The organism is Microcoleus sp. F4-D5 (assembly GCF_036704885.1).
In the GTDB taxonomy this organism is placed as follows: domain Bacteria; phylum Cyanobacteriota; class Cyanobacteriia; order Cyanobacteriales; family Microcoleaceae; genus Microcoleus.
Map to the genome: position 1 here is coordinate 38,554 of NZ_JAUBSX010000007.1, position 21,655 is coordinate 60,208.

At 44.4% G+C, this 21,655-nt stretch carries 19 protein-coding genes and 1 pseudogene; 9 read left to right on the top strand and 11 right to left on the bottom strand.

What is annotated here, in order from left to right; translation table 11 throughout:
* Window positions 1-61 precede the first annotated feature (61 nt).
* Together QUA80_RS05295 and QUA80_RS05300 are read left to right on the top strand one after the other, a co-directional pair.
* The gene (locus tag QUA80_RS05295; protein ID WP_333422092.1) at window positions 62-841 is read left to right on the top strand and encodes an ABC transporter permease; all 780 of its coding nucleotides are present in this window, start codon (window positions 62-64) and stop codon (window positions 839-841) included.
* 135 nt (window positions 842-976) lie between these two features.
* Window positions 977-1,618: a Uma2 family endonuclease gene (locus QUA80_RS05300; RefSeq protein ID WP_333422095.1), complete on the top strand. Its 642-nt coding sequence runs from the start codon at window positions 977-979 to the stop codon at window positions 1,616-1,618.
* Window positions 1,619-1,731: 113 nt separating this feature from the next.
* On the opposite strand, the gene QUA80_RS05305 is transcribed toward QUA80_RS05300, so the two are convergent.
* The 7 genes from QUA80_RS05305 to QUA80_RS05335 all read right to left on the bottom strand — a co-directional run bounded on the left by QUA80_RS05305 (window position 1,732) and on the right by QUA80_RS05335 (window position 11,126).
* Window positions 1,732-2,508 carry a hypothetical protein gene (locus tag QUA80_RS05305; protein WP_333422097.1) on the bottom strand — a complete coding sequence of 259 codons (777 nt, stop codon included), beginning with the start codon at window positions 2,506-2,508 and terminating at the stop codon, window positions 1,732-1,734.
* On the bottom strand, window positions 2,501-3,634 hold the full coding sequence (locus QUA80_RS05310; RefSeq protein WP_333422098.1) for an AAA family ATPase: 1,134 nt from the start codon (window positions 3,632-3,634) through the stop codon (window positions 2,501-2,503). The genes QUA80_RS05305 and QUA80_RS05310 overlap by 8 nt, the downstream gene beginning before the upstream one ends.
* Before the next feature lie 169 nt (window positions 3,635-3,803).
* Window positions 3,804-5,696: a hypothetical protein gene (locus tag QUA80_RS05315; RefSeq protein ID WP_333422100.1), complete on the bottom strand. Its 1,893-nt coding sequence runs from the start codon at window positions 5,694-5,696 to the stop codon at window positions 3,804-3,806.
* A 159-nt stretch (window positions 5,697-5,855) separates the two neighbouring features.
* Window positions 5,856-6,530 (bottom strand): nitroreductase family protein, encoded by a 675-nt coding sequence (locus tag QUA80_RS05320; RefSeq protein WP_333235537.1) that lies wholly within the window; start codon window positions 6,528-6,530, stop codon window positions 5,856-5,858.
* A 269-nt stretch (window positions 6,531-6,799) separates the two neighbouring features.
* Window positions 6,800-7,783, bottom strand: coding sequence for a GntR family transcriptional regulator (locus QUA80_RS05325; protein WP_333422102.1), 984 nt, complete (start codon window positions 7,781-7,783; stop codon window positions 6,800-6,802).
* A gap of 208 nt (window positions 7,784-7,991) precedes the next feature.
* A complete protein-coding gene (locus tag QUA80_RS05330; RefSeq protein ID WP_445302206.1) occupies window positions 7,992-9,554 on the bottom strand; it encodes an adenylate/guanylate cyclase domain-containing protein in 1,563 nt (520 codons plus the stop codon).
* 162 nt (window positions 9,555-9,716) lie between these two features.
* Window positions 9,717-11,126: an aminopeptidase P family protein gene (locus QUA80_RS05335; RefSeq protein ID WP_333422106.1), complete on the bottom strand. Its 1,410-nt coding sequence runs from the start codon at window positions 11,124-11,126 to the stop codon at window positions 9,717-9,719.
* A 148-nt stretch (window positions 11,127-11,274) separates the two neighbouring features.
* Between QUA80_RS05335 and QUA80_RS05340 the strand changes: the two genes are divergently transcribed.
* From QUA80_RS05340 to QUA80_RS05350, 3 genes are all read left to right on the top strand, one after another.
* Window positions 11,275-11,442, top strand: a complete 168-nt coding sequence (locus QUA80_RS05340; protein WP_333422108.1) for a hypothetical protein — start codon at window positions 11,275-11,277, stop codon at window positions 11,440-11,442.
* A gap of 81 nt (window positions 11,443-11,523) precedes the next feature.
* Window positions 11,524-11,967 carry a DUF4332 domain-containing protein gene (locus QUA80_RS05345; RefSeq protein ID WP_333422109.1) on the top strand — a complete coding sequence of 148 codons (444 nt, stop codon included), beginning with the start codon at window positions 11,524-11,526 and terminating at the stop codon, window positions 11,965-11,967.
* Window positions 11,968-12,040: 73 nt separating this feature from the next.
* Complete coding sequence (locus QUA80_RS05350) at window positions 12,041-12,391, top strand: Spx/MgsR family RNA polymerase-binding regulatory protein (protein WP_333422111.1); 351 nt, start codon at window positions 12,041-12,043, stop codon at window positions 12,389-12,391.
* 11 nt (window positions 12,392-12,402) lie between these two features.
* Here the strand turns inward: QUA80_RS05350 and QUA80_RS05355 are convergent, their stop codons facing one another.
* The 4 genes and pseudogenes from QUA80_RS05355 to QUA80_RS05370 form a co-directional block, all read right to left on the bottom strand.
* Window positions 12,403-12,831, bottom strand: coding sequence for a GNAT family N-acetyltransferase (locus QUA80_RS05355; protein ID WP_333422112.1), 429 nt, complete (start codon window positions 12,829-12,831; stop codon window positions 12,403-12,405).
* Window positions 12,821-14,431 (bottom strand): cyclic peptide export ABC transporter, encoded by a 1,611-nt coding sequence (locus tag QUA80_RS05360; protein WP_333422114.1) that lies wholly within the window; start codon window positions 14,429-14,431, stop codon window positions 12,821-12,823. Before QUA80_RS05360 ends, QUA80_RS05355 begins: the two co-directional genes overlap by 11 nt.
* Before the next feature lie 140 nt (window positions 14,432-14,571).
* Window positions 14,572-15,177 (bottom strand): annotated as a pseudogene (locus QUA80_RS05365) (Uma2 family endonuclease).
* A gap of 149 nt (window positions 15,178-15,326) precedes the next feature.
* The gene (locus QUA80_RS05370; protein WP_333422249.1) at window positions 15,327-16,898 is read right to left on the bottom strand and encodes an NAD(P)H-quinone oxidoreductase subunit N; all 1,572 of its coding nucleotides are present in this window, start codon (window positions 16,896-16,898) and stop codon (window positions 15,327-15,329) included.
* A 265-nt stretch (window positions 16,899-17,163) separates the two neighbouring features.
* Here QUA80_RS05370 and QUA80_RS05375 point away from each other — a divergent pair, with 265 nt between their 5' ends.
* The 4 genes from QUA80_RS05375 to QUA80_RS05390 are packed head-to-tail and all read left to right on the top strand — an operon-like array spanning window position 17,164 to window position 21,513.
* Window positions 17,164-17,409: a hypothetical protein gene (locus tag QUA80_RS05375; RefSeq protein WP_333422116.1), complete on the top strand. Its 246-nt coding sequence runs from the start codon at window positions 17,164-17,166 to the stop codon at window positions 17,407-17,409.
* Window positions 17,410-17,414: 5 nt separating this feature from the next.
* Complete coding sequence (locus QUA80_RS05380; RefSeq protein WP_333422118.1) at window positions 17,415-18,407, top strand: ABC transporter substrate-binding protein; 993 nt, start codon at window positions 17,415-17,417, stop codon at window positions 18,405-18,407.
* Complete coding sequence (locus QUA80_RS05385; RefSeq protein ID WP_333422120.1) at window positions 18,404-19,405, top strand: ABC transporter substrate-binding protein; 1,002 nt, start codon at window positions 18,404-18,406, stop codon at window positions 19,403-19,405. Before QUA80_RS05380 ends, QUA80_RS05385 begins: the two co-directional genes overlap by 4 nt.
* Window positions 19,402-21,513: a SpoIIE family protein phosphatase gene (locus QUA80_RS05390; RefSeq protein WP_333422122.1), complete on the top strand. Its 2,112-nt coding sequence runs from the start codon at window positions 19,402-19,404 to the stop codon at window positions 21,511-21,513. The genes QUA80_RS05385 and QUA80_RS05390 overlap by 4 nt, the downstream gene beginning before the upstream one ends.
* The last annotated feature ends 142 nt before the right edge of the window (window positions 21,514-21,655 follow it).

The window sequence follows — 21,655 nt, forward strand, 5'->3', positions numbered from 1 at the left end:
CTTTATTGCAATATCTTATATTTGGACAGGCAAACAATCACATTATCGAAAGGGTGGGCCGGTGTTAATTCAGCTAGATTTTACAGATTTGGGTTGGGCTTTGGGGATGGTGGGGATCGCGATCGGGCTTTCGGCGTGGCAGGGATTGGGATTGGAGGGGGCGATCGCGATCGCCGCGGGGCGCACCCTGATCCAGCTAATCTTAGTCGGGTACGTGCTCGCAGTCGTATTTGACCCCGAGGGGAAAAATCCTTGGCTGGTTTTAGCAGTTTTAGCAATCATGCTGACAACAGCTAGCATGGTTGCCAGCAACCGCATCAGCAAAAAAATCAAGAACTTACTGCCCTTAGTTTGGGGTTCGATTTTTATCAGTACGGCCTTGACTCTCGCCTATACAAACTTGCTAATTTTGCAACCTGACCCTTGGTACGAACCGCAATACCTAATTCCTTTAGCGGGTATGATATTGGGCAATGCCATGAACTCCGGGGCGATCGCCGGCGAAAGACTTCTCAGTACAGTTAATAGCAGCCAGTTAGAAATAGAAACCCATTTAAGTTTAGGTTCCACGCCGCAGCAAGCAGTAAAACAGTACCGCAAAGATGCGATCAAAGCTGGATTAATCCCCCTCTTAAATACAATGACCGTGGTAGGAATCGTGACTTTACCCGGAATGATGACAGGTCAAATGCTGAGCGGTGTCAGTCCTCTCGATGCAGCATCTTACCAGATTTTAATTATGTTTGTGTTAGCGCTGGCAACTGTAATCGCAACTCTGCTGTTGACTGAGGGATTGTCCCGGAAGTTTTTCAATCAAGATGCACAATTGATAAAATGGTAATTGGTAACATCATGTAGGTATGAACTTGCATTTTGCACTATTTTTAGGAACAGGAAAGATGCCTGTTCCACAAGAGTTTAGTTTTTTGTGGGGTGGGCTTCTAGACCGCCCTAGCCATCACTAAGGAGAATAGCCATGATTCAAATAGCAACTAAACCGCTAACTTTTGAAGAATTTGCGGAATGGAAGCCCGAAAATGGACGCTATGAACTGCACAATGGAGAGATTGTTGAAATGTCACAGCCATTAGGAGACCATGAAGAAGTTATCGGTTTTTTAGCCTCAGAGTTAACTGCTGAGTTTAGGATGGTAAAACTTCCCTACTTCATCCCCAAACAAGCATTAGTTAAGCCATCAGAAAACGAATCAGCTTATTCGCCCGATATTCTGATCTTGAATCGCCCAAATTTAGCATCAGAACCTTTCTGGAAAAAGTTCTCAACTGTGACTCAAGGGGCATCAATTCCACTCGTTGTTGAAGTCGTTAGCACGAATTGGCAAGATGACTACATAAAAAAAGTAGGGGAATACGAACTAATCGGGATTCTTGAATACTGGATTGTGGATTATCTCGGTTTGGGCGGCCGCAGGTTTATCGGGAATCCCAAGCAACCGACTATTTCGATTTATCGGTTGGTTGAGGGCGAGTATGAGGTGAGTTTGTTTCGGGGAAATGATAGGATTGAGTCGCCCACTTTTCCTGAGTTGAAATTGACAGCGGAACAAGTTTTTCAAGCTGGATTGACTGCGGGTGAAATTGCTGGGGATACCGATTAGTTTTGAATTAACAGGACTTAGGGAAGAAGTGATTTTACGCCCTACTCATAGCGGTAAGGCGCGCATTGCAAACCTGCAAGATAGAGGTTATGCGTAAATCCTGAGTTACTATTTTAATCAGATAAAAGAATAGGAATTAATCGTTCCTCGATTTCATCAATATAGGCTGTTAAGCCTGTATGAACACCTTTTTTTCGTAGAAGTTCCAGACTCGTCTCTTCCCAGCACTGTTGTTCGCGTTGCATTTTACCACCTGTTAGCTTTTCGACAACCACTTTAGGATTTCTAATGCGATCGGGTTCTTGCCATGAGTTAGAGCGTAGTCTGTGTGAATCGTCGCAAGGATTAAACCTCAATTGTGTTGTTATCTCTTGAAGAATTCGTTCTTCCTCTTGATTAGATGGAATAAACCCATTCAATACCCAGGCTTCCCGCATTCTGTCGGCTGTACCAATAATAATTTCTAATTTAGGTTGTCGATTGATGTGTTCAGAACGTGCTTGCTCAATACCTTCTCTTCGCTGAGGTTGATTGTCTAAATCCCGGATCAGGAGAACTGCTTTAATCTGTCGTGTTTTTTGAATAAATCGTACTAAATTCATAATTTTTATAGAGGCGGCACCATCAGCTTTTAATGCTCCATCTTTACCATGACCTAAATACCTTGGAGGACGGAATCCTAAGCTTTGTTGCAAATTCTCTATAATTTGATTAATATCTTGCCAACAGGAATGTTCTGTATTTTCTTGTAAGCCACTCCAACGAAATAAATATTGAAGCTGTCCAGATTCTAACCAATCAATTTTATCCACAAAAAGGCGATCGGCTAATTTAGTAGCGGTTCGTGCATCTGCGCTACTTTCTACAATCACCACAAACTCATCAATCATTTATTTCTCCTGCAACCACCCAATCTTCTCCCTCCGCATCCCAGAATTCTCCGGTGGTTAAAGTTTGTTTTGCCCATTCTACATCAGGATGCTCATCCAATCGTTTGCAACGAGTCACACCTAAATTGTTGTTACTTAATACATGAACTTGAGAAGGAATAAGTTCATCTACAATGTAAGGAGAATGGGTAGAAAAAATAATTTGCAGATTGCTGTTGTCTTGAATAATTTCCTTAAAAACAGCGATTAATTCTCGTTGCGCTTTTGGGTGGAGTCCCTGTTCGACATCATCTAGTAACACTAAATTAGGTTGATTGGGATTCATCAAAACAGTTAATAATCCGAGAGCGAGCATTGTTCCTTCGCTAATGGCATGGGCTGGAATACGCTTACCAGTATTCATATCTAGGACAACTTCTTGCCCTGCCATTTCCTGACTTTCTTCGTAGGAGATAGATTTGCCATCGACTTCGATTAAGCGTTGGCGATTGACCATAACCTTAGCTCGCCTTACCCCTACCTCGCATACACCTGGTACAATCCGTTTCAACATTTCTTGTAAAGATTGAAATTCATCTGGAGCTTCGTCACGAAGATAGTCTAAGGTAGGTGCTAACCCTGAACCATCGAACTCAACTCGCGGGGTAATTGCATCGCTGTAAGCTGCTTTTGCAAGATTAGTAGCTACTAGCTTAAGATGAACTGAGTGTCTCAAAGATTTAGGAAGTGGATATTTAGCATCGCTTAGTGAACTTGACCATCCTTGCACCTTTCCAGGTTCTCGCTCCACTTTCCATGATGCTATCGGAGACCAAGGAGGGTTAACGCTTTGTGTCCAGCTATAGGAAGCTTCCCAATCAGCCCGAGGATTGTATCCCCAATAACCACTTGCAGTAACAGACATATTATTTTGCCCAATTGTTGTAATAAATTGAGGCGCTCTTTCATACTGAAAAATATTGGCAAATGATGAATTAGCAAGCCTACTGAGATAATGCAATGCTTGCAAAACTGATGTTTTACCAGAACTGTTTTGTCCTACGAGTGCGTGTAGGCGTGAATTATCAAAATTAAGTTCTGTATTTTGATGACTTTTGAAGTTATGAAGTTTGACCTTTTCTAGCATTTGATTGCTAATATTATTTTATACAGTTTGATTGCCGAAATTGTAGTGTGTGTTCGGATGTTCTAAGTTGTTGGCGCGCATCTAATTTTAACAATCCTGTTTCTTGAAACAATTAGTGGGGCGTTGCTCCTAGCCCGCCCCAAAAACTAAAATTAAATGCCGTAACAGCTTACTTCGGTTCGTGACTCGCAATCCGCTGGCCTTCGCCATCGTACACCTGCATCGGGATTTTGGCGTTTTCGGCGATCGCCTCCAAAGCTTTTTGCAATGTTTGAACGTGCTTTTCTACAGCTTGGCGAGTCTTCACAGCATTGTTGTTGTTTGCTTGAATGAAAGTTTGTTGCAGTTTCTGCACGTAATTAGGAGTCATCTGCACGGCAATCAAATCTTTGCTAACAGTATAGTCGCAAATCTTCGGGTTGCCTTTACAAGTTCTATCTAAATCCGTGCGGGCTTTTTGCAGTTTTCTTTCTTCCTGCAACCTTACTTCTGCTTGCTGCAATGAAGTTTTGTAGGAAGCGATCAGCGGTTGGGCTTTCTGAGAATAGGCAGTTGCCGCCGGCACTTGCTCCGCGTAACTCAAAGCTCTCCGCCAGTATTCTGATGCTTTAAACCAGGAGTTTTGCCCCTCAAAAATTTTAGCTTGAGCTGCTAAAGTCACTGCTTGAGTGTAGGCATCTTCAGAAATTCCTTCGACATTTTTGCGCTCGCGAGCTTGTGAAAGCTTGGTTTCGTATTTGGGAACTAGCAGTTTAGCTTGTTGGTAAGATGTCGTACCCGTGGGAATTTCTGATAGGATTTCTAGGGATTCTTCCCAACCTGATTGTACTTGATCCCAAGTCTCGGCTGTCTGAGCTACTGCTTCGCGAGCTTCTGCTATTTGGGCTGTATTTTTGGCGGCGAGCAGCGTTTTTTCAGCTTGTTTTTCTGTGCTTAACTGCCGATTTCCCCTGGCTAAATTCTTCCGGTATTCTTTTGTCTTTCTCTGAGCAAACGGATAAACTGGGCTATCTGTGGGGATTTCTCCGAGTTCGGCGATCGCGCTTTGCCACAGAGCTTGCGCTTCCTGCCAATTCTCAGCAGAATAAGGAGGATTCTTGTTTTTTTGAGCTGCTGATTGTGCGAAGCGCGCTGCATCGATCGCAGAGTTTAAATTCTGACTTTGCTGGCGGTAGTTTTCCAGGGCGGTTTGAGCTTCACCGCGATGAATTGACCAAGAGGGAATCGGTTCCAAAAGGGCGATCGCCTGTTTTAACTGTTCCTGCGCTTCTTGAGGGCTGTTGGCAACTTTTGAAGTTTTCAGCGTCTTCGTCGAATTCTCGCTCAACTGTTTGGCATTAGCTAATGCAGTACATTCTCCGATGACGCAGGGGCGGCTCAGCATATAATAACCGCCTGCCAAAATTAGCGCCGCCATGCTGACCATTCCTGCTGCAGCCAGCATCGCAAACGGTGAATGCTTGGGTGTTTGGGGAACTGTTACCGCTGGCTCCATATCCAGGGGATTGAAAGGATTTTCTCCACTATCGGCAGGTATTGCAGCTACTCTAAAGGCGATCGGATCTGAATTGCTGGAACTCTCAGACAAATTGGGGAAATATTCTTCAGCCCACGCATCTTTCCCATCCGTTTCTAATGGTATCTCCTCCTTTACATCCGCCGTCTGGGTAGCATTTTCTGTTAAGACTATCCCCGTTTCTGCTGCCGGGATATCCTCGGCTTTTTTGAACAACTGGACTGTTTTTGGTCTTGACAAAACAGGGTTGTGCATGGTAAAAGAATGGAAAGCATAAGGCTGTTTTTGCCCGGTGATTTTTAGGCAAAGTCCGATCTGTTGAATAGATTCTGGTTTTATTTCGAGAATTGCTGCTTCTAACACTGCAAAAGTCGGTTTTGCCTTGAGAACTAAACTGCGGGGGTGTTCTCCCACAACAGTTAAAGATTCATCTCGAAAATCGCAACTGATATAAAGCGGTAATTTTTTAAATCCGGCTGCTTGTAAGTGCTGCTGCAATTTTACTTCTAGAATTTGGGCGTTGCTTTGTCGCGCTGCTACTGTCATATTTCTCCTCTGTCTGATATCACCACTTGAAATTTTAGATTTTAGATTTTAGATTTCGGATTGCGAAATAGCGAAATTGTCGGTATTTCCGATTTGTTTGAACTTGTACCGACTCATTCAAATCTCAATTCTTAAATCTTAACTCTCAAATCTTAACTCTCAAATCTCAATTTGCAAGGTCTCTCCATAACTTTCACTGTAATAAACTTGAGTCACGTCAAAACGCCCGCCGTATTGTTTCAAAGGTTCTGCTGCATAACCAAGCGGCAGCAAACAGCAAACATCTACTTCTTCGGGAACTTGAAAGGCTTCTTTCACCTTAGCGCTGACAAAACCTTCCATCGGACAACTGTCTACTCCAAAGCTTTTAGCTGCAATCATTAAGTGGGCTACTGCGAGCATTGTATGCCTGTTTGTCCAAGTTTCTAGGGACTCGAAGCAGGGACGGTTCTCGAACAATTGCGGGATTGCTTGTCGCATGTAACCGGCTAAATTGTCATTCATTGCGCCTGCGGCTTTGCCCAACTCGATGACGGCTTCGGTGTTTTCGGGTTCACCGGCGCGGCGGTCGCCACAGCAAATTAATACTGTTGGGGCTTCTACCACTTGGCGCTGGTCGAAAGCGCAAGCTTTTAATTTTTGTTTGCTGGCTGGGTCTTGAAGTACGATAAACCGCCAAGGCTGCAAGTTGTAACCGGAGGGCGATCGCACTCCCAACCGCAAAATCTCTGCCAATATTGCTGGGGGAATCGGATCGGGTTTGAAGCTGCGCGCGGCCCGCCGGCTTTCGATCGCAGTTTTAACATTAATAGAAGGTTGGATTTCAATTGTCATAAATGATTGGTAATTGGTAATTGGTAATCGGTATTTGAGAATTGGGTATCCGGTATTGGGTAATGGAAGTTGAAAGTTAAGAGTTCAGTCCTAGACGCATAACCTAATTCTGTAGGGTGCAACCTACCTAAGCACCTTACGCCCATTAGGAATTGAGAATTATACCAGTTCCCAAAAGGATGCAACTTTAAAGAATATCCCAACCATTATGCAGTAAGTCATTCCCAATTTTTTAATCGACAATCGAAAATCGACAATCGAAAATCGTATCACCCCAAGCCCAACTCGCGCTTGAGCAAATTAATCGACTTAGAGCCGATGTAATTTTCGCAGCATACCAGTTGAGGGGGACGAATAATATCTTCTCTGACCGCGTTAATGGCAGCTTTTACTGTAGCAAAACTCGGTTGGTCGCAGAGAATTGTTCTGGCCGATCGCACGATCGAGTTAATCTTGTAGGAGTCTGACAGCAATGCCGTCATCACCAGCAAATCCTCTCCCCGGAGGCTGTGGATGATGACTTCGGTCGATCGCAACATTCCCGGACTCAGGCTGACAAGACCCAAATAACTGTCTTTCGGCAAACTCCCCACTAACTGAATTTCCTGGCTGTAGTCGTAGATATCTACGGGAATGACTCGCACCGAACGCGGTGCCGAAATCGATTCTGCTTCTCCGATAAAATATCGGCTGGTGATCACAGTTCCCGAAGAGATTTGATCCAAAAAAGTACCTAGCTGTTCCATCGGCACTAACTGTATGGGAATACGCAGAGCTTGTTCGAGTTCTTTCGCCATCAGCTCGCCCACGCCGATGTCTTCTGTGGGGGCTGTGACGAGCACTCGGGCGCTGCATCTGAGCCGCCAGTCAATTTCGGCCAAAAATAATTCCCTCGCTTGGTTGAGCGTACAGCCCTGTCCCAGCAGTTGATCCATACTTTCTTGCACTATTTTGTTGGCAAGGGGATATTCTTCGAGGATCGGGGATTTGAGTTTACTGCCGCCTTCGTGGCCTTGAGCGCGGACGTAAATGCCAGATCCTGCTTGGGCTACTACGAGTCCCGTATTTTCTAGCTGTCGGTATACTTTGCTGATGGTGTTGCGGTGCAAACCCGTCTGCATGGCTAGTTGCCTGGTGCTGGGCAAGCGGTGTCCGGGCGGAAATTGTCGCGAGGCGATCGCAAACCTGATTTGATTGAATAGTTGGGTGGATGCTGGAATATCGCTATCTGTTTGAATATGAAATTGAACCATCTTAAAGGCTCCGAGGACTTCAACTTAGTATTTTTATAACGTTGAGTACCGGACAGAGGATTGCTCGGATATCTCTGTCTATAGCATAATCTGATTTGACCGATCTGCTCCGACGCTTTTGCTTGCCTTGCGAGCGCGCCGAAGAGACTATGAGTACAGCCTCCGGCATTTCCCTCAACAATCAGGTACTTTCCACTCTTAATTTTATTTACACTCCGATTTCGGGAGACCTTGCTATTTTTATATCCGTCAGAAAATAAGTCCGCATTTCTCCTTTACCTTTAATCTCGATCGAGCCGCGCTCTTCAAATTCATATTGATCCCGCAGCAACTCGTAAGTATAGAAACTAACTTGAATTCGGCCTGGTATGCCGTGAGATTCCATGCGGCTAGCTGTATTTACGGCATCTCCCCACAAATCGTAAATAAATTTTTTAGTGCCGATTACCCCCGCTACCACCGGGCCGCTATTAATCCCGATTCGGAGGTCAAATTTCGCGTCTAGCTTCAGATTTAATTCATCAATTGCTGCTAGCATATCCAGCGCCATTTCGGCGATCGCCTCTGCGTGGTCTGGGCGTTCAATCGGAATACCGCCTGCTACCATGTAAGCGTCACCGATCGTCTTGATTTTTTCTAAGCCGTGCTTGTCACTCAGTTCGTCAAAAATTGAGAAAATTTCGTTCAGCAAGTATACCAATTTAGTGGCAGACATCGTGGTAGAAATTTGCGTAAAATTCACCAAGTCAGCAAAAAGAATTGTTGCTTTTTCAAACTTGTCTGCAATTACCCCAGGTTGGTACTTCAACCTGTCGGCGATCGGTTCTGGCAAAATATTTAGCAGTAAACTTTCAGTTTTTTGCTGTTCTTTTCTGAGTGCAGATTCCATCTGCTTGCGCTTGGTGATGTCGTGAAAAAACACTGAAATGCCGTCGTGACTCGGAAAAGCCCGGACTTCCAACCAGACTTTTAAGGGATGAGAATATTTTTCAAAACTCACTCCAACTTGTTTGGCTACAGCTTCATGACACTCTTCATAAAATACCGAATTTACTAACTCGGGAAACTCTTCCCAAAAAATTTTACCAAAAAGTTCTTCCGGCGAGCGGTGCAAAAATTGCGATGCTTTGTAATTGACGTAAGTAAATCGCCACTGGGGGTCGAGAGCAAAAAAAGCATCGCTCATTTCTTCTAAAAAATTGACAATTTGCTCGTCACTTGAACGGAGTTTTCCTTCAACTTGTTTCTGCCGAAACTTGGCGCGCTTTAATTTAGTCAGATTAATTCGCAACTCCATTTGGCTAATAATTTGCCGTCCTAAAGTCCGCAGCGCTTCTAGCTGTTCTGGAGTGAGATTGCGAGGAACTGTATCTATCGCGCACAAAGTGCCGATCGGGAAACCGTCAGCAGTTACTAGCGGGGCTCCAGCATAAAATCGAATATTGGGATCGGAAGTTACTAGCGGATTGCCGGCAAAGCGATCGTCTTCTAGAGCATTTGGTACAACTAGCAATTCGTTGGGATTTAAAATAGCGTGGGCGCAAAAAGCTAACTCTCTCGGAGTTTCTGGCACTTCCAGACCGACTTTTGATTTAAACCACTGTCGGTTAGAATCGATTAAGCTGACTAAAGCAATAGGAGTGCCGCAAATATAGGATGCTAAAGCTGTTAGGTCATCAAAAGCTGCTTCGGCATCTGTATCGAGAATGTTGTAGCGGTAGAGTGCTTCTAGCCTCTCTGCTTCGTTGCTGGGTAAAGGTGCAGCTTGCATCGGCGGCGAGGATACAGGTTTCCGAAAAATCCGCGCAAGTCTCTGTGCTGCGAATTTTTGGACTTGCGCGGCCAGTTTTTCAACGAGCATCAAAAGACCTATTTGCCAAGCTTTATTCATCTTTATTTATCTTTTTTCATACCCGATCGAACTCGGCTCTACTTACGTATTTACCGCAACTAACTCCTCAATCTCCAGAGCTTTTGTTGGCAGTTTTCCTGTCAATACTTCTCTACCCTCTTCGCTGACAAGTATATCATCTTCTATGCGTATTCCCCGCACATCTGCGAATTTTTCCAACTCGTCCCACTTTACGAAATCTTTATATTTAGCGCGATTTTCCGAGTTATTCAAAATTGCCGGCACTTGATAAAATCCCGGTTCGATCGATACCAGCATTCCCGATCGCAAAACTCGATTCAGCCGCAAAAATCCCAACCCAAACCGACTGCTTCTCGTTCTTCCTTCTTGATAGCCAGCCAAATCTCCTAAATCTTCCATATCGTGAACATCTAAACCGATTAAATGTCCGATTCCGTGGACAAAAAACAGCGCGTGAGCGTCTATTTCTACCAAATCTTCAACATGACCCCGCAAAATACCTAAATCGACCAATCCTTCCGCCATAATTCGAGCAGCTAACAAGTGAATGTCTTGATATTCCATGCCCGGACTAATTTTATCGATACAAGCATCGTGCGCTGCCAAAACCACATCATATATCGCTTTTTGAGTCGGAGAAAACTTACCAGAAACAGGCCAAGTGCGAGTCACATCAGCCGCCCATCCCATTGATGTTTCCGCACCGACATCTGCTAACAGCAAATCTCCTGTTTGTAGGGGATTGTGATAATGTTCGCTGTGCAGGACTTCTCCATGTACAGTCACGATACTGGGATAGGCATAGGTCATATTTTTGGAGATGATGACACTTTCCATTGCAGCGCGCACCCCTGCTTCAATTTGAGCATTTCGAGTTGCCGCCATTCCCGCTTTGTGAGCTTCTACGGTGACAGCCGCAGCTTGACGCAATTCGGCCAAACTGGCTGCATCGTGGCTCAGGCGCAGAGATACGATCGCCTGAGTTAATTCTAGGTCGATTCCGGTTGGGGATTTGGGCAGTGCCAGAGGGCGATCGAGAATTTGAGACTGTTCCAACTGAGTCAAATAATCCTGAACGGCGATAGTTGCTGCATTTGTCGTTAGCGCAGCCCTCGCAGAGGATCGCGCTTTTAATTGCGCCATTGGAAAAGCAGCATCAGCCCCAATTAGTTCAGCAATTTCTGCTCTTTTTGGCATTTCTCCGTGCCAAAGCGCGTTGCTAGCAGGTGCGTCATCTAAGAACAGTTCTAACTTTCCCGATTCTAAGCGAATGGCCGCATTTTCTAATGGCAAACCAGCAAAATATAGAAAGTGACTGCTGGCGCGAAAAGGGAAAGTAAGAGCCGGATAATTGCGAGGAATGCTGCGACCAGACCAGAGAATTACCGGAAAATCAATTAAATTGGCCAGTTTTTGCCGCCGTTGCTGTAAAGTATTAGTTAACAAATCACAACCTGCTGTAATTCTCATGAGTAAAAACTGATAATTTTGAGTTTGGTTTTCAATACAACGAAAGTCGTTTGATTTTCGGCATTAAAGCACTAAAGTCCTGACTGCCAACTTGGCAGCCATTTTTGGAAAAAGTCTAAGCTTGCTCAGATTTTTTGCTATCATTTTTATGGCGCTATTTTTTATCGTATTTGTCGTCATCGCCGGCATGATTTTGTTAAGCAAGAACCCTGCCGACTGCGAGGACAAAAATGCTGAAAATGCTACTGTGCAGCCAATTAGCAGAAATGTCACAACACCCGCCATTAGCGAAATTCGTTTGTCTGGTTTTTGTTGATTTGGTGAGCGATCGCGATCGCCTGTATTGACGGTTTGATATTTTAGACTTTAAAGTATAAGTAAAATTCACTGAAAAAACATGAAAATTTCTCACAAAGCTCATCAAACTTCCGTACAACTACGCGACTGGCCTATCGCACACTTACCGGGATTGAGCAAGGAAAACCAATCTCAACTGGAAGAATGCAGCATCACCACAACCGGACAACTAATTCGCATGACGAAAACGCAGGCTGCAAAAGCATTGCTAGCGCATCAATTACAGATTAACATTCAATATATTAATAAATGGGTAGCCATGGCAAATTTGGCTCGAATTCCGAGTGTAGGCTGTCAGTATTGCGGGCTGTTACTGCACGCCGGCGTTGCTTCTCCGGCTCAATTGGCTCAAATGCCCGTGGAGAGATTGCACCAACAAATTTTAAGGCTGCACGTAGCGACAATGCAGCGCAATGACTTGACTCCTTCAGTCGATCGCGTGCAAAAATGGGTTCAACAAGCTAGATTAGTCAGCAATTCCTAGTCATTAGTTATTGGTTGTTAGCTTTCCTGTCAACAGTCAACCGTCAACAATCAACAATGAGCAGTCATTAAGTATGTCAATTCAAGTTTACGGAATCCCGAACTGCGGAAGCTGCAAAAAAGCTTTCCAGTGGCTCCAAGATAGCGACATTAATTACGAGTTCATTAACACAAAAGAAAAGCCGCCGAATCGCGAAACAATTCAAAGCTGGGTAGCTGCTTTGGGTTTTCAACCCATGCGAAATACTTCCGGTCAATCTTACCGCGCTTTGGGCGACGACAAGAAAAATTGGACGAGCGAACAATGGGTGGAGGCTTTTGCTAAGGATGCGATGCTATTGAAACGTCCTCTTTTTGTTAAAGATGGAACGGCTGTCTTAGTAGGTTTCAAACAAGACGCAATTAAAGAAAAATTGGGGCTTTAAAATGGCTGAGTTCAGCCTGTTGTTCGCCGCAAAAACTTAAGTTCGCCCACATCATCCGTAAAACCCCAACGCTCGTAAAACGGCATCATATTCGGCAAACAATTAAGATAAAAATGCTCGACAGCTTGTAGTTCGGGATGAGTTAAAACTGCATCCATCAACTTCGCGCCCAGACCCATCTTTCTGTGTGTCGGCTTGATAATGACATCAAAAATCATGGCTCTGTATACGAAATCGGTAATGACGCGGGTAATGCCAATTAGCCGATCGCTCTCATCGACAAAACCAATGATAACATCAGTCGCCGCCAGCATTTTCACAACATCTTCCCGCGTCCGCTTGTCGCTCCAAAACTCGTTTTTGTACAAATCCATCAAGTCAGAAACCTGGTTTTCGGTCAAAGTTTCGACAATTCGGTAGTTATCCATTTTATCTGTCATACTCTACTTTACCGTAATCTAGTTTAATTGCGCGATCGGCTAAATCAAAATAGCGATCGTCGTGACTAATCACAAAAACCGTTTTCCCCCGCCGCTTCAACTCCGGTAGCAACTGCTTGTAAAAAATATCCCGGAAAAACGGGTCTTGATCCGAAGCCCATTCATCAAACAAATAAATCGGTCTATCTTCCAAATACGCCGTCAGCAAAGCCAGCCGCTTTCGCTGTCCCTGAGACAAAGCCGTAGTTGACAAAACTCCGTCTTTCACCTGAACTTTATTCTCCAAATGAAACTCTCGCAAATATTCAGCCGCCTGCTTGTCCAAATCGTGATTAGTCATCCCCAAAAGCCTTTCAAACAGATAGAAATCCGAAAAAATCACAGAAAAATGCTGCCTGTACCACTCTCGATTTTCATCAGTAATTGGCTGGCCATCTAAGATAATTTTTCCCGATTCAGGAATGTACAAACCAGTGATTAACTTAGCTAAAGTAGACTTGCCGCTGCCGTTACCGCCAATTATAAACACCAATTGACCAGGATGAAACTTCAAATTAAGCTCGCCCAAACTAAAATTGCTGTCTTCTTTTTCTCCCGGATAGCTGTGAATTACTCGATTTAACTCCAGCGTCTCCCACTCAGCAGTTTGAATCGGTTTAACCGTTGAATTTATCTCAGCTTGACTCGCCAAAGCCAACCCCATTCTCTCTATCTTTTCCACAGAAGTATTAGCACGAAAAAGCGCCGGCAACCTTTGCAAAATATTGTTAAACGGAGACATCAAATAGGTACTTGTCAGAATGTAAGCTGACAAAACCGGAGTAGAAACTGGCAGGAATTTGGGTAAAACAAATAACAACAAACCCATCAGCATAAAAAACAGCAACTGCCCAACTCCCATTGCAACTGCACCAGTATTCAAAGCAGTCACGTTATAATCGCGGGAAGCATCAGCACTCACCTGCAATTGTTCTGTAAAAAACTCTTGGCGGCGCAAGGAATGCAGTTTTAGTTCCTTAATTCCATCAGTAATACTGCGAAAATGCTTAAACAATATATCTTGTTCTTCTCTGGCTAAATCGAAGAATTTCCGCATTTTGCTGAGCAACAACTGCACCGTGCCAATCGTCAGCACCAAAAAACTAAATACAACAACAAAAACTGTACCCGAAATCGTGCTTAAATAAGTTAAGCAGCCGACAACAACGGCGATATCAACACAGAGAAAAGGAATCAAAAATATAGTATTAGAAAGCGTTCCCACATCATCGGTGAGAGTTGCCAGCAAGCGGTTAGCGCCCAACTCTTCCAAATTCCGCAAAGGAGTAGACAAAATCCCGCGACTCAAACTCAGCCGCAGATTGTAAACAGCTTCTTGAGAAAGGTAGATTAACAAAAATTGCGATATGACTCCGGCGACGAGAGCCAAAACTGCTAATCCGGCAAAATACCAGACTAAATTCTGATTTGAATTGTCGTTGATTGCACGGTTGATTAGAGCAATTAACATAGCGCTGCAACCGCCGCTGATTAAACCTGTGAGTATGGCAATGGAAACATTTAGCCAAGAAGCCTTTAACAGTAACCAAATTACATTCATCTAATTTCACTCTTAATTTAACTTTTGAAACTCTGGTGCCAACCAATCCAATCCCCGACTTCTTGGTGAGAATCTCGATTACTACTGAATAAATTTGATTTGGAAGTCGGGGATCTTGATATTCGCATCCCCCAATAGCATTAATTTTCTTCTTGTACTTCCGTTTCCTGGCTTTCAAATACCACTTTTGCATAAATCTCGCTCATCGACATTTGCACTGCCAAGGAAGCAAAAGAAACTGTTGCTGTCTCTCCCTCATATTCCCGAAATAACCATTCATTCGATTCTGTTTTAATATATTGTGCGACTAAAAACTCAGATTGATTGACTAACACATATTCACAGAATTCAGGGATAGATCGATAAAACCGAAACTTATCCTCTCGATCGAAATCCTTGGTAGACTTAGAAAGCACTTCCACGATGAGCATCGGATTGAGGAGCTCATCACTGCGTCCCTCGGTAAAAACGGGTTCCCCTTCAATCACCATCGCATCCGGGTAAGTTCCCCGTCGCTACCGAGGAATCCACAACCGCAAATCGTTGTGAAAAAGCTCATAGGGCTGCCCCTCAAGCAAATTTCCCAAGACTCTACTCAAATTTCGGATAATCCGGCTGTGATTAATACTAACACCACTCATTTGTACAATTTCTCCATCGCGGTATTCATTTCTAAACTCAGCATTTTCCTCTAACTCCCGGTACTCATCTGGAGTATAAAACTTTTTCTTACTTTGTACTAACATTGTTACCTCTGTACTAACTTTTATCTACGTTTATCTGCGTTAATCTGCCTGCATCTGCGGTTAAAAATCATAACTAACAGTATATCACAACAAAAAAAAGCGCCCACTTCAATAGTTAGGCGCTTTCCAAGATTTCCCAACAGGAAAAATTAATCCCTGCCAGACAACAAATTCGATTCAACTTTTGCAGCCACAACAGGTTGCACCTGACTCAATGCCGACTGCAAGATGGGACTTTTGGTAACAGCATCATTAGCCAAATTAAACAAAGGGTTAGACAAAATACCTGCCAAGCTTGTCGCAACCAAGGCGAGTACAACGCTGACCTGCAAAGGCCGCATTCCCTGAAGGTTCCAGCGAACTTCGGGATAAGTTTTCACCGCATTTGACATTTCTTGAGGTTCCTTGACTACCATCATCTTGACAACGCGGATGTAGTAGTAAATCGAAACGACGCTGGTAATTAATCCCAGAATAACTAAGCCGTAAAGTCCAGCTTGCCAGCCTGCCCAGAACAGATAGATTTTGCCAAAAAATCCAGCCAGCGGCGGAATTCCGCCGAGAGAAAGCAGGCAAATACTCAAGGTTAAAGTTAGCAGCGGGTCTTTTTGATACAAACCCGAGTATTCGCTAATTTGGTCGGTTCCAGTCCGCAGCGAGAACAGGATGATGCAGGCGAAAGCACCCAAGTTCATAAACAGGTAAACCAACATATAAAATATCATGCTGGAGTAACCGGCTTCTGTTCCTGCAACCAAACCAATCATTACAAAACCGGCTTGCCCGATCGACGAATAAGCCAAAAGCCGCTTCATGCTAGTCTGGGCGAGGGCAACCACATTGCCCAACACCATGCTGAGAATAGCTAAGGCCGTGAATACGAAGTGCCACTGTTCGGTAAGTGCGGGGAAAGCAGTTGCTAACAAGCGGATTGCTAGGGCAAAACCCGCTGCTTTGGAACCGACAGAAAGGAAGGCAACAACGGGTGTAGGAGAACCTTCGTAAACGTCAGGAGTCCACTGGTGAAAGGGAACCGCAGAGATTTTGAAGGCGATTCCGGCGATCGCAAAAACCAAAGCAATCACCAAACCGAGAGATTGACCTTCATTCACAGTAGAAAGGCTAGTCGCGATCGCACTCAGCTTAGTTTCGCCGCCAGACAACCCGTACAACAGCGAAATACCGTAGAGAAACACCGCCGAAGAAGATGCACCAATTAACAAATATTTCAAAGCAGCTTCATTGGAACGCGGGTCGCGTTTTGTGTAACCCGTCAGCAAATAAGACGAGATACTCAGAGTTTCCAAGGAAATAAAAATCATCACCAATTCATCAGCGCCGCTGAGGAACATTCCTCCCAAAGTAGCGCTGAGTAAAATGCCGATAAATTCGGCTAAAGCTGTACCCGTTTGCAGTACATAGCGGACGGAGATCAAAATAGTGACAGCCGCACTCAAAGCGATAATTCCGCGAAATACTAAACTCAAGGCATCGCTGTTAAAGCCGCCTAGAAACGAGACAGTATCCGTGTTATCCCACTGCAAACACAACGCAGCGACGGCGGCCAGCAAACCCGCAACGGCAGCGTAGGGAGTCCAACCCGAGGAACTGCGGCCTACGATTAAATCGCCGACGAGAACAACCAAGAGGGTGATGATGACAATTCCCTCCGGTAAGATAGTTCCAGCATTTAGCTGGGCGGCAAGAGTAGCAAAATCCATATTTTCACGCAGGTTGGGTAGTACAAGCCGCAAAGGCTGTAATGGGCAGTGAACTCGTAAAAATTCTTTACCAAACAAAGATTGTAGCTGATTACAGCTTCGCGCTCCCAGTTTTGCGGGTGTTTGCGGCCCGGGAGTTGATACTCGGTAGGGGTTTTGCATACATTGGCGCGCATTGTAGAGATTGCCAACAGATGTCACCTGCGACTTTCGTCGCGATCGACCATAACTGCCACAATATAGAAAGTTAAACCAGTAATTCGGCATGGCTTACTTGCTAAGTGCGTACAAACAACTTATTCTCAATGACTTCAACAACCGTCCCGACTGCGAAAATGAATTTCACAAACAAGTTGCAACTCGGTTAGTAGAATTGGCAAAAGTGCGATCGGCGCAGCAAGTTCTAGATATCGCCACCGGCACAGGTTTAGCGGCAATTGCGGAGGATGCACTTAGGTCGATCGAACTCAATAAAATATCAGTCGCCTTTTCTACACCAGGAATGCTATAGCTAGTATGTCTAAACTACTCAATTACATCTGTATCTTTATTATTACCGGCGGGCTGCTGTTTGCTTGTCATTCCCCGGAATCCCTAAAAGTAAAACGCCCTCCCCTGAAAGTATCTTGTGTACCTTTTGTTGGCTATACACCTCTCCTCATTGCTCGAGAGAAAGGATTCTTCAAAGCGCAAGGGATAGACGTGGAACTCAGCTATGTAGACTACTCAAGATTCCAACAAGCAGATTTCATTGCAGGGAAGTATGATGGGATCGGATTGCCCTTGGGCAATTTGATTATCTTGAGTGCCAAAAATCCTGATGTGCAAGCTGTGATGGTTGTGGATGAATCGACAGGTGCAGATGTGGTAGTCGCGCAATCCGACATTAAAACAATTCTTAACTTGAAACGAAAAAAGCTTGGTGCCAATCTAGGCGGCTTTAGCGAAGTTTTCGTTACTGAGATGTTGAAAATCTCTAAACTGACGAGCGATGATGTGAGCCTGGTTAAAGTCGATGCTTTAGAAGTTCCCCAGCGCTTGCAAAACAATGCTATCCAAGCAGGGCACACTTGGGAACCGCATCTTTCTGAAGCATTAAAATTAGGTGCACATATCCTCTTTACCAGCAAGCAAACCCCAGGCTTAATTTTGGATTTGATCGCGTTTCGGGGTGAGGTAATACGCGATCGCCCTCAAGATATTGGCGCCTTTGTGCGAGGCTGGCTTCAAGCCTTGTCCTATTGGGAAGCCAATATTCCCGAAGGAAACGCGATCGCCAGCAAAGGGTTGAATATTCCCATCAAGACAATCTCTTTCGAGGGAATAGACCTCACTGACTTGACCGAAAATCAAAAATACTTTCAATCAGACAGTCCTAATTATATCTACAAAACCGCCAAGAAATATGCGGATTTTTTTATTCGCACGGGCAATGTAACGCGCCTTCCCAATCTAGAAACCTTGTTCAATTCTTCTTTCTTAACCTCCCCTCCTAGTCTGAAACCATGAAACGCTCGTTTTTCAATAGCATCTTTATTATTATTATTATTATTACCTGCTGGCTGCTGCTTGCTTGTCATTCTCCGGAATCCCTAAAAGTAAAACGTCCTTCCCTGAAAGTAAGTTCTATCTCTTTTGTTGGCTATAGACCGGGCATCATTGCTCAAGAGAAAGGATTCTTCAAAGCGCAAGGGATAGACGTGGAACTCAGCTATGTAGACTACTTACAATTCCAACAAGCAGATTTCAGTGCAGGGAAGTATGATGGGATCGGATTGACCTTGGGCGATTTTATAATCTTGAGTGCCACAAATCCTGATATGCAAGCTGTAATGGTTGTGGATGAATCGACAGGTGCAGATGTGGTAGTCGCGCAATCCGACATTAAAACAATCCTTAACTTGAAAGGAAAAAAGCTTGGTGCCAATCTAGGAAGCTTTAGCGAGGTCTTCGTTAGTGAGATGTTGAAAATCTCTAAGCTGACGAGCGATGATGTTAGGCTAGTTAAAGTTGATGGTTTAGAAGTTCCCCAACGCTTGCAAGACAATGCTATCCAAGCAGGACACACTTGGGAACCGCATCTTTCTGAAGCATTACAATTAGGGGCAAATATTTTGTTTACCAGCAAACAAACCCCAGGCTTAATTTTGGATGTAGTAGCGTTTCGGGGTGAGGTCATACGCGATCGCCCCCAAGATATTCGCGCCTTTGTGCGAGGCTGGCTTCAAGGCTTGTCCTATTGGGAAGCCAATATTCCCGAAGGAAACGCGATCGCCAGCAAAGCGTTGAATATTCCCAGCAAGACAATATCTTTCGAGGGAATAAACCTCACTGACTTGGCCGAAAATCAAAAATACTTTCAATCAGACAGTCCTAATTATATCTACAAAACCGCCACTAAATATGCGGATTTTTTTATTCGCACGGGCAATGTGACGCGCCTTCCCAATCTAGAAACCTTGTTCAATTCTTCTTTCTTAACTCCCCCTCCTAGTCGGAAACCATGAATCGCTATTTTTTGAAAAGCATTCGTACAAAGTTAATCTTGTCGTTTCTCGTCGTTGCTCTGATTCCATTGCTGTTGTTAGCATTTATCGACAAACATACAACCGAAAACGCCTTGACCGAAAACGCACGACAAGCCCTATCTGCTGAGGCTCAGGAAACCGCTAACAGAATAGATGGGTTTATCGATGCGAATCTCAATGCCGTGCGCGTAGAAGCGATTTTACCAGGTTTGGCAGCCTATCTGAGCCTACCTCCAGAACGGCGAAAGGATAGTCCCCAAGAGATATTGGCGACTGAAACCTTAACCAGGCTCAGTCGCAAAGATACGCTTAATATTATCTCCTATGCCTTGCTCAACTTAAACGGACAGAATGTACTCGATACGAATCCACCGGATGTTGGACGAGATGAATCCGGTCAAGATTACTTCCAAGAACCGCTCAAAACTCAACTATCTTTTGTTTCTAGTATTAGACAATCGCCGACAATTCCCAACCTCGTTACGCTGTTCTTTAGCAGTCCTGTTCGCGATGCGAAGGGAAATATATTGGGTGTATTGCGGGTGACATACAATGCCACATCTGTCCAGCAGTTGGTGACTCGGGAAACTGAACACGCAGGTGCGAAATCGTTAGCAGTTCTTTTAGATGAACACTATATCCATTTGGCACATAGCACTAAACCCGAACTCCTTTTCAAATCCATTGTGCCTTTGTCGCCCAATCTTGTAGCGAAACTGCAACGCGAAGGGCGTTTGCCTAAGACTTTAACCCAAGAACTTGCAATCAATTTGTCCGATCTCAAGCAAGCATTAGATACTAAACAACACTATCTAACCACACGGTTGGCAGCTAGGGGTAATAAAAATGAGTTGAGCCTTTTAGCGATCGCCCACCTGAAGTATAAACCTTGGTCAGTCGTTTTCGCACAGCCCATTGCCGTTGCCCTAGCACCTGTAGAAAAACAAATACGCGATGCACTTCTTTTATTAGCAATCATCGCCACAATTGTAACTGTCATCGCTTTTGCGATCGCACAACTATTAACAAAGCCTGTGATTGACCTCACCCAAGCGGTTGCCCAGTTTACGGCCGGTCGCTTAGATATGCGTGTCAAGACGCGATCGCAAGACGAAATCGGTTTGCTGGCACGATCCTTCAACAGTATGGCGAGGCAAATCCAAGAATCCTTTGAAACCCTCGAAGACAAAGTTAAAGAACGAACAGCAGAACTAGCTAATGCTAATGAGGAAATCATCGCCCTCAACGCAAAACTCAAAGAAGACAACCTCCGTTTAGGTGCAGAATTGAATGTGGCGCGTCACATCCAGCAAATGATTTTGCCCAACCCCGATGAACTGGAAATTGACGGACTAGATATCGCCGCATACATGGAATCCGCCGATGAAGTAGGAGGTGATTACTACGACGTGTTACAGATCGATGGTGTGGTAACACTGGGTATCGGCGATGTCACCGGACACGGCCTGGAGAGTGGCATTCTAATGCTGATGACGCAAACCTCAGTTCGCACCCTGCAAGAGATTCGCGAACTAGACCCCGTTCGATTCCTGGATGTACTCAACCGTACCCTCTACAAAAACGTGCAGCGGATGAATTCTGAGAAAAGTTTGACGCTGGCGATTTTGAACTATTCCGAAGGACGAATCAGCATCAGCGGTCAACATGAAGAAACGCTAGTAGTGCGAAAAAATGGAGAGGTTGAGCGCATCGACACGATGGATTTAGGCTTCCCGATCGCTTTAGATGATGATATCGCAGATTTCATCAGTCACATCCTGATTCAGCTAGAACCTGGGGATGGCGTGGTGCTTTATACTGATGGCATTCCAGAAGCCTATAACATCGGAAAAAAACAGTATGGACTGAAGCAATTGTGTCAAGTGATCGGTCAAAATTGGCACAAGTCTGCTGCCGAAATTAAGGATGCGGTGATTGCAGATGTGCGACAACATATCGGCAAGCAGAAAGTATTTGATGATATTACGTTGCTAGTCTTTAAGCGGGAGGCTGACTTTACTGAAAACGGAACTTTAGTTAAACATATAAATTCCCCAAAAAATACTGCCGCGACACTGAGAGTTTGAGGAATACTTTATGAAAATAAATCACTAAAAAACAATTGATTTAACGGCAGACGCTTTAAAAATAATTCTGTCGCAGCGCCGTGAACTATAGCTAACCGACAAAAAATTCTGCCTTGCATAATTGCGCGATTATTTATTTTGA

Excerpts from the sequence above, each read along its gene's own strand:
- QUA80_RS05300 (WP_333422095.1), top strand. The coding sequence starts at position 977 with ATGATTCAAATAGCAACTAAACCGCTAACTTTTGAAGAATTTGCGGAA.
- QUA80_RS05305 (WP_333422097.1), bottom strand. The coding sequence starts at position 2,508 with ATGATTGATGAGTTTGTGGTGATTGTAGAAAGTAGCGCAGATGCACGA.
- QUA80_RS05310 (WP_333422098.1), bottom strand. The coding sequence starts at position 3,634 with ATGCTAGAAAAGGTCAAACTTCATAACTTCAAAAGTCATCAAAATACA.
- QUA80_RS05315 (WP_333422100.1), bottom strand. The coding sequence starts at position 5,696 with ATGACAGTAGCAGCGCGACAAAGCAACGCCCAAATTCTAGAAGTAAAA.
- QUA80_RS05320 (WP_333235537.1), bottom strand. The coding sequence starts at position 6,530 with ATGACAATTGAAATCCAACCTTCTATTAATGTTAAAACTGCGATCGAA.
- QUA80_RS05325 (WP_333422102.1), bottom strand. The coding sequence starts at position 7,783 with ATGGTTCAATTTCATATTCAAACAGATAGCGATATTCCAGCATCCACC.
- QUA80_RS05330 (WP_445302206.1), bottom strand. The coding sequence starts at position 9,554 with ATGCAAGCTGCACCTTTACCCAGCAACGAAGCAGAGAGGCTAGAAGCA.
- QUA80_RS05335 (WP_333422106.1), bottom strand. The coding sequence starts at position 11,126 with ATGAGAATTACAGCAGGTTGTGATTTGTTAACTAATACTTTACAGCAA.
- QUA80_RS05340 (WP_333422108.1), top strand. The coding sequence starts at position 11,275 with ATGGCGCTATTTTTTATCGTATTTGTCGTCATCGCCGGCATGATTTTG.
- QUA80_RS05345 (WP_333422109.1), top strand. The coding sequence starts at position 11,524 with ATGAAAATTTCTCACAAAGCTCATCAAACTTCCGTACAACTACGCGAC.
- QUA80_RS05350 (WP_333422111.1), top strand. The coding sequence starts at position 12,041 with ATGTCAATTCAAGTTTACGGAATCCCGAACTGCGGAAGCTGCAAAAAA.
- QUA80_RS05355 (WP_333422112.1), bottom strand. The coding sequence starts at position 12,831 with ATGACAGATAAAATGGATAACTACCGAATTGTCGAAACTTTGACCGAA.
- QUA80_RS05360 (WP_333422114.1), bottom strand. The coding sequence starts at position 14,431 with ATGAATGTAATTTGGTTACTGTTAAAGGCTTCTTGGCTAAATGTTTCC.
- QUA80_RS05370 (WP_333422249.1), bottom strand. The coding sequence starts at position 16,898 with ATGGATTTTGCTACTCTTGCCGCCCAGCTAAATGCTGGAACTATCTTA.
- QUA80_RS05375 (WP_333422116.1), top strand. The coding sequence starts at position 17,164 with ATGGCTTACTTGCTAAGTGCGTACAAACAACTTATTCTCAATGACTTC.
- QUA80_RS05380 (WP_333422118.1), top strand. The coding sequence starts at position 17,415 with ATGTCTAAACTACTCAATTACATCTGTATCTTTATTATTACCGGCGGG.
- QUA80_RS05385 (WP_333422120.1), top strand. The coding sequence starts at position 18,404 with ATGAAACGCTCGTTTTTCAATAGCATCTTTATTATTATTATTATTATT.
- QUA80_RS05390 (WP_333422122.1), top strand. The coding sequence starts at position 19,402 with ATGAATCGCTATTTTTTGAAAAGCATTCGTACAAAGTTAATCTTGTCG.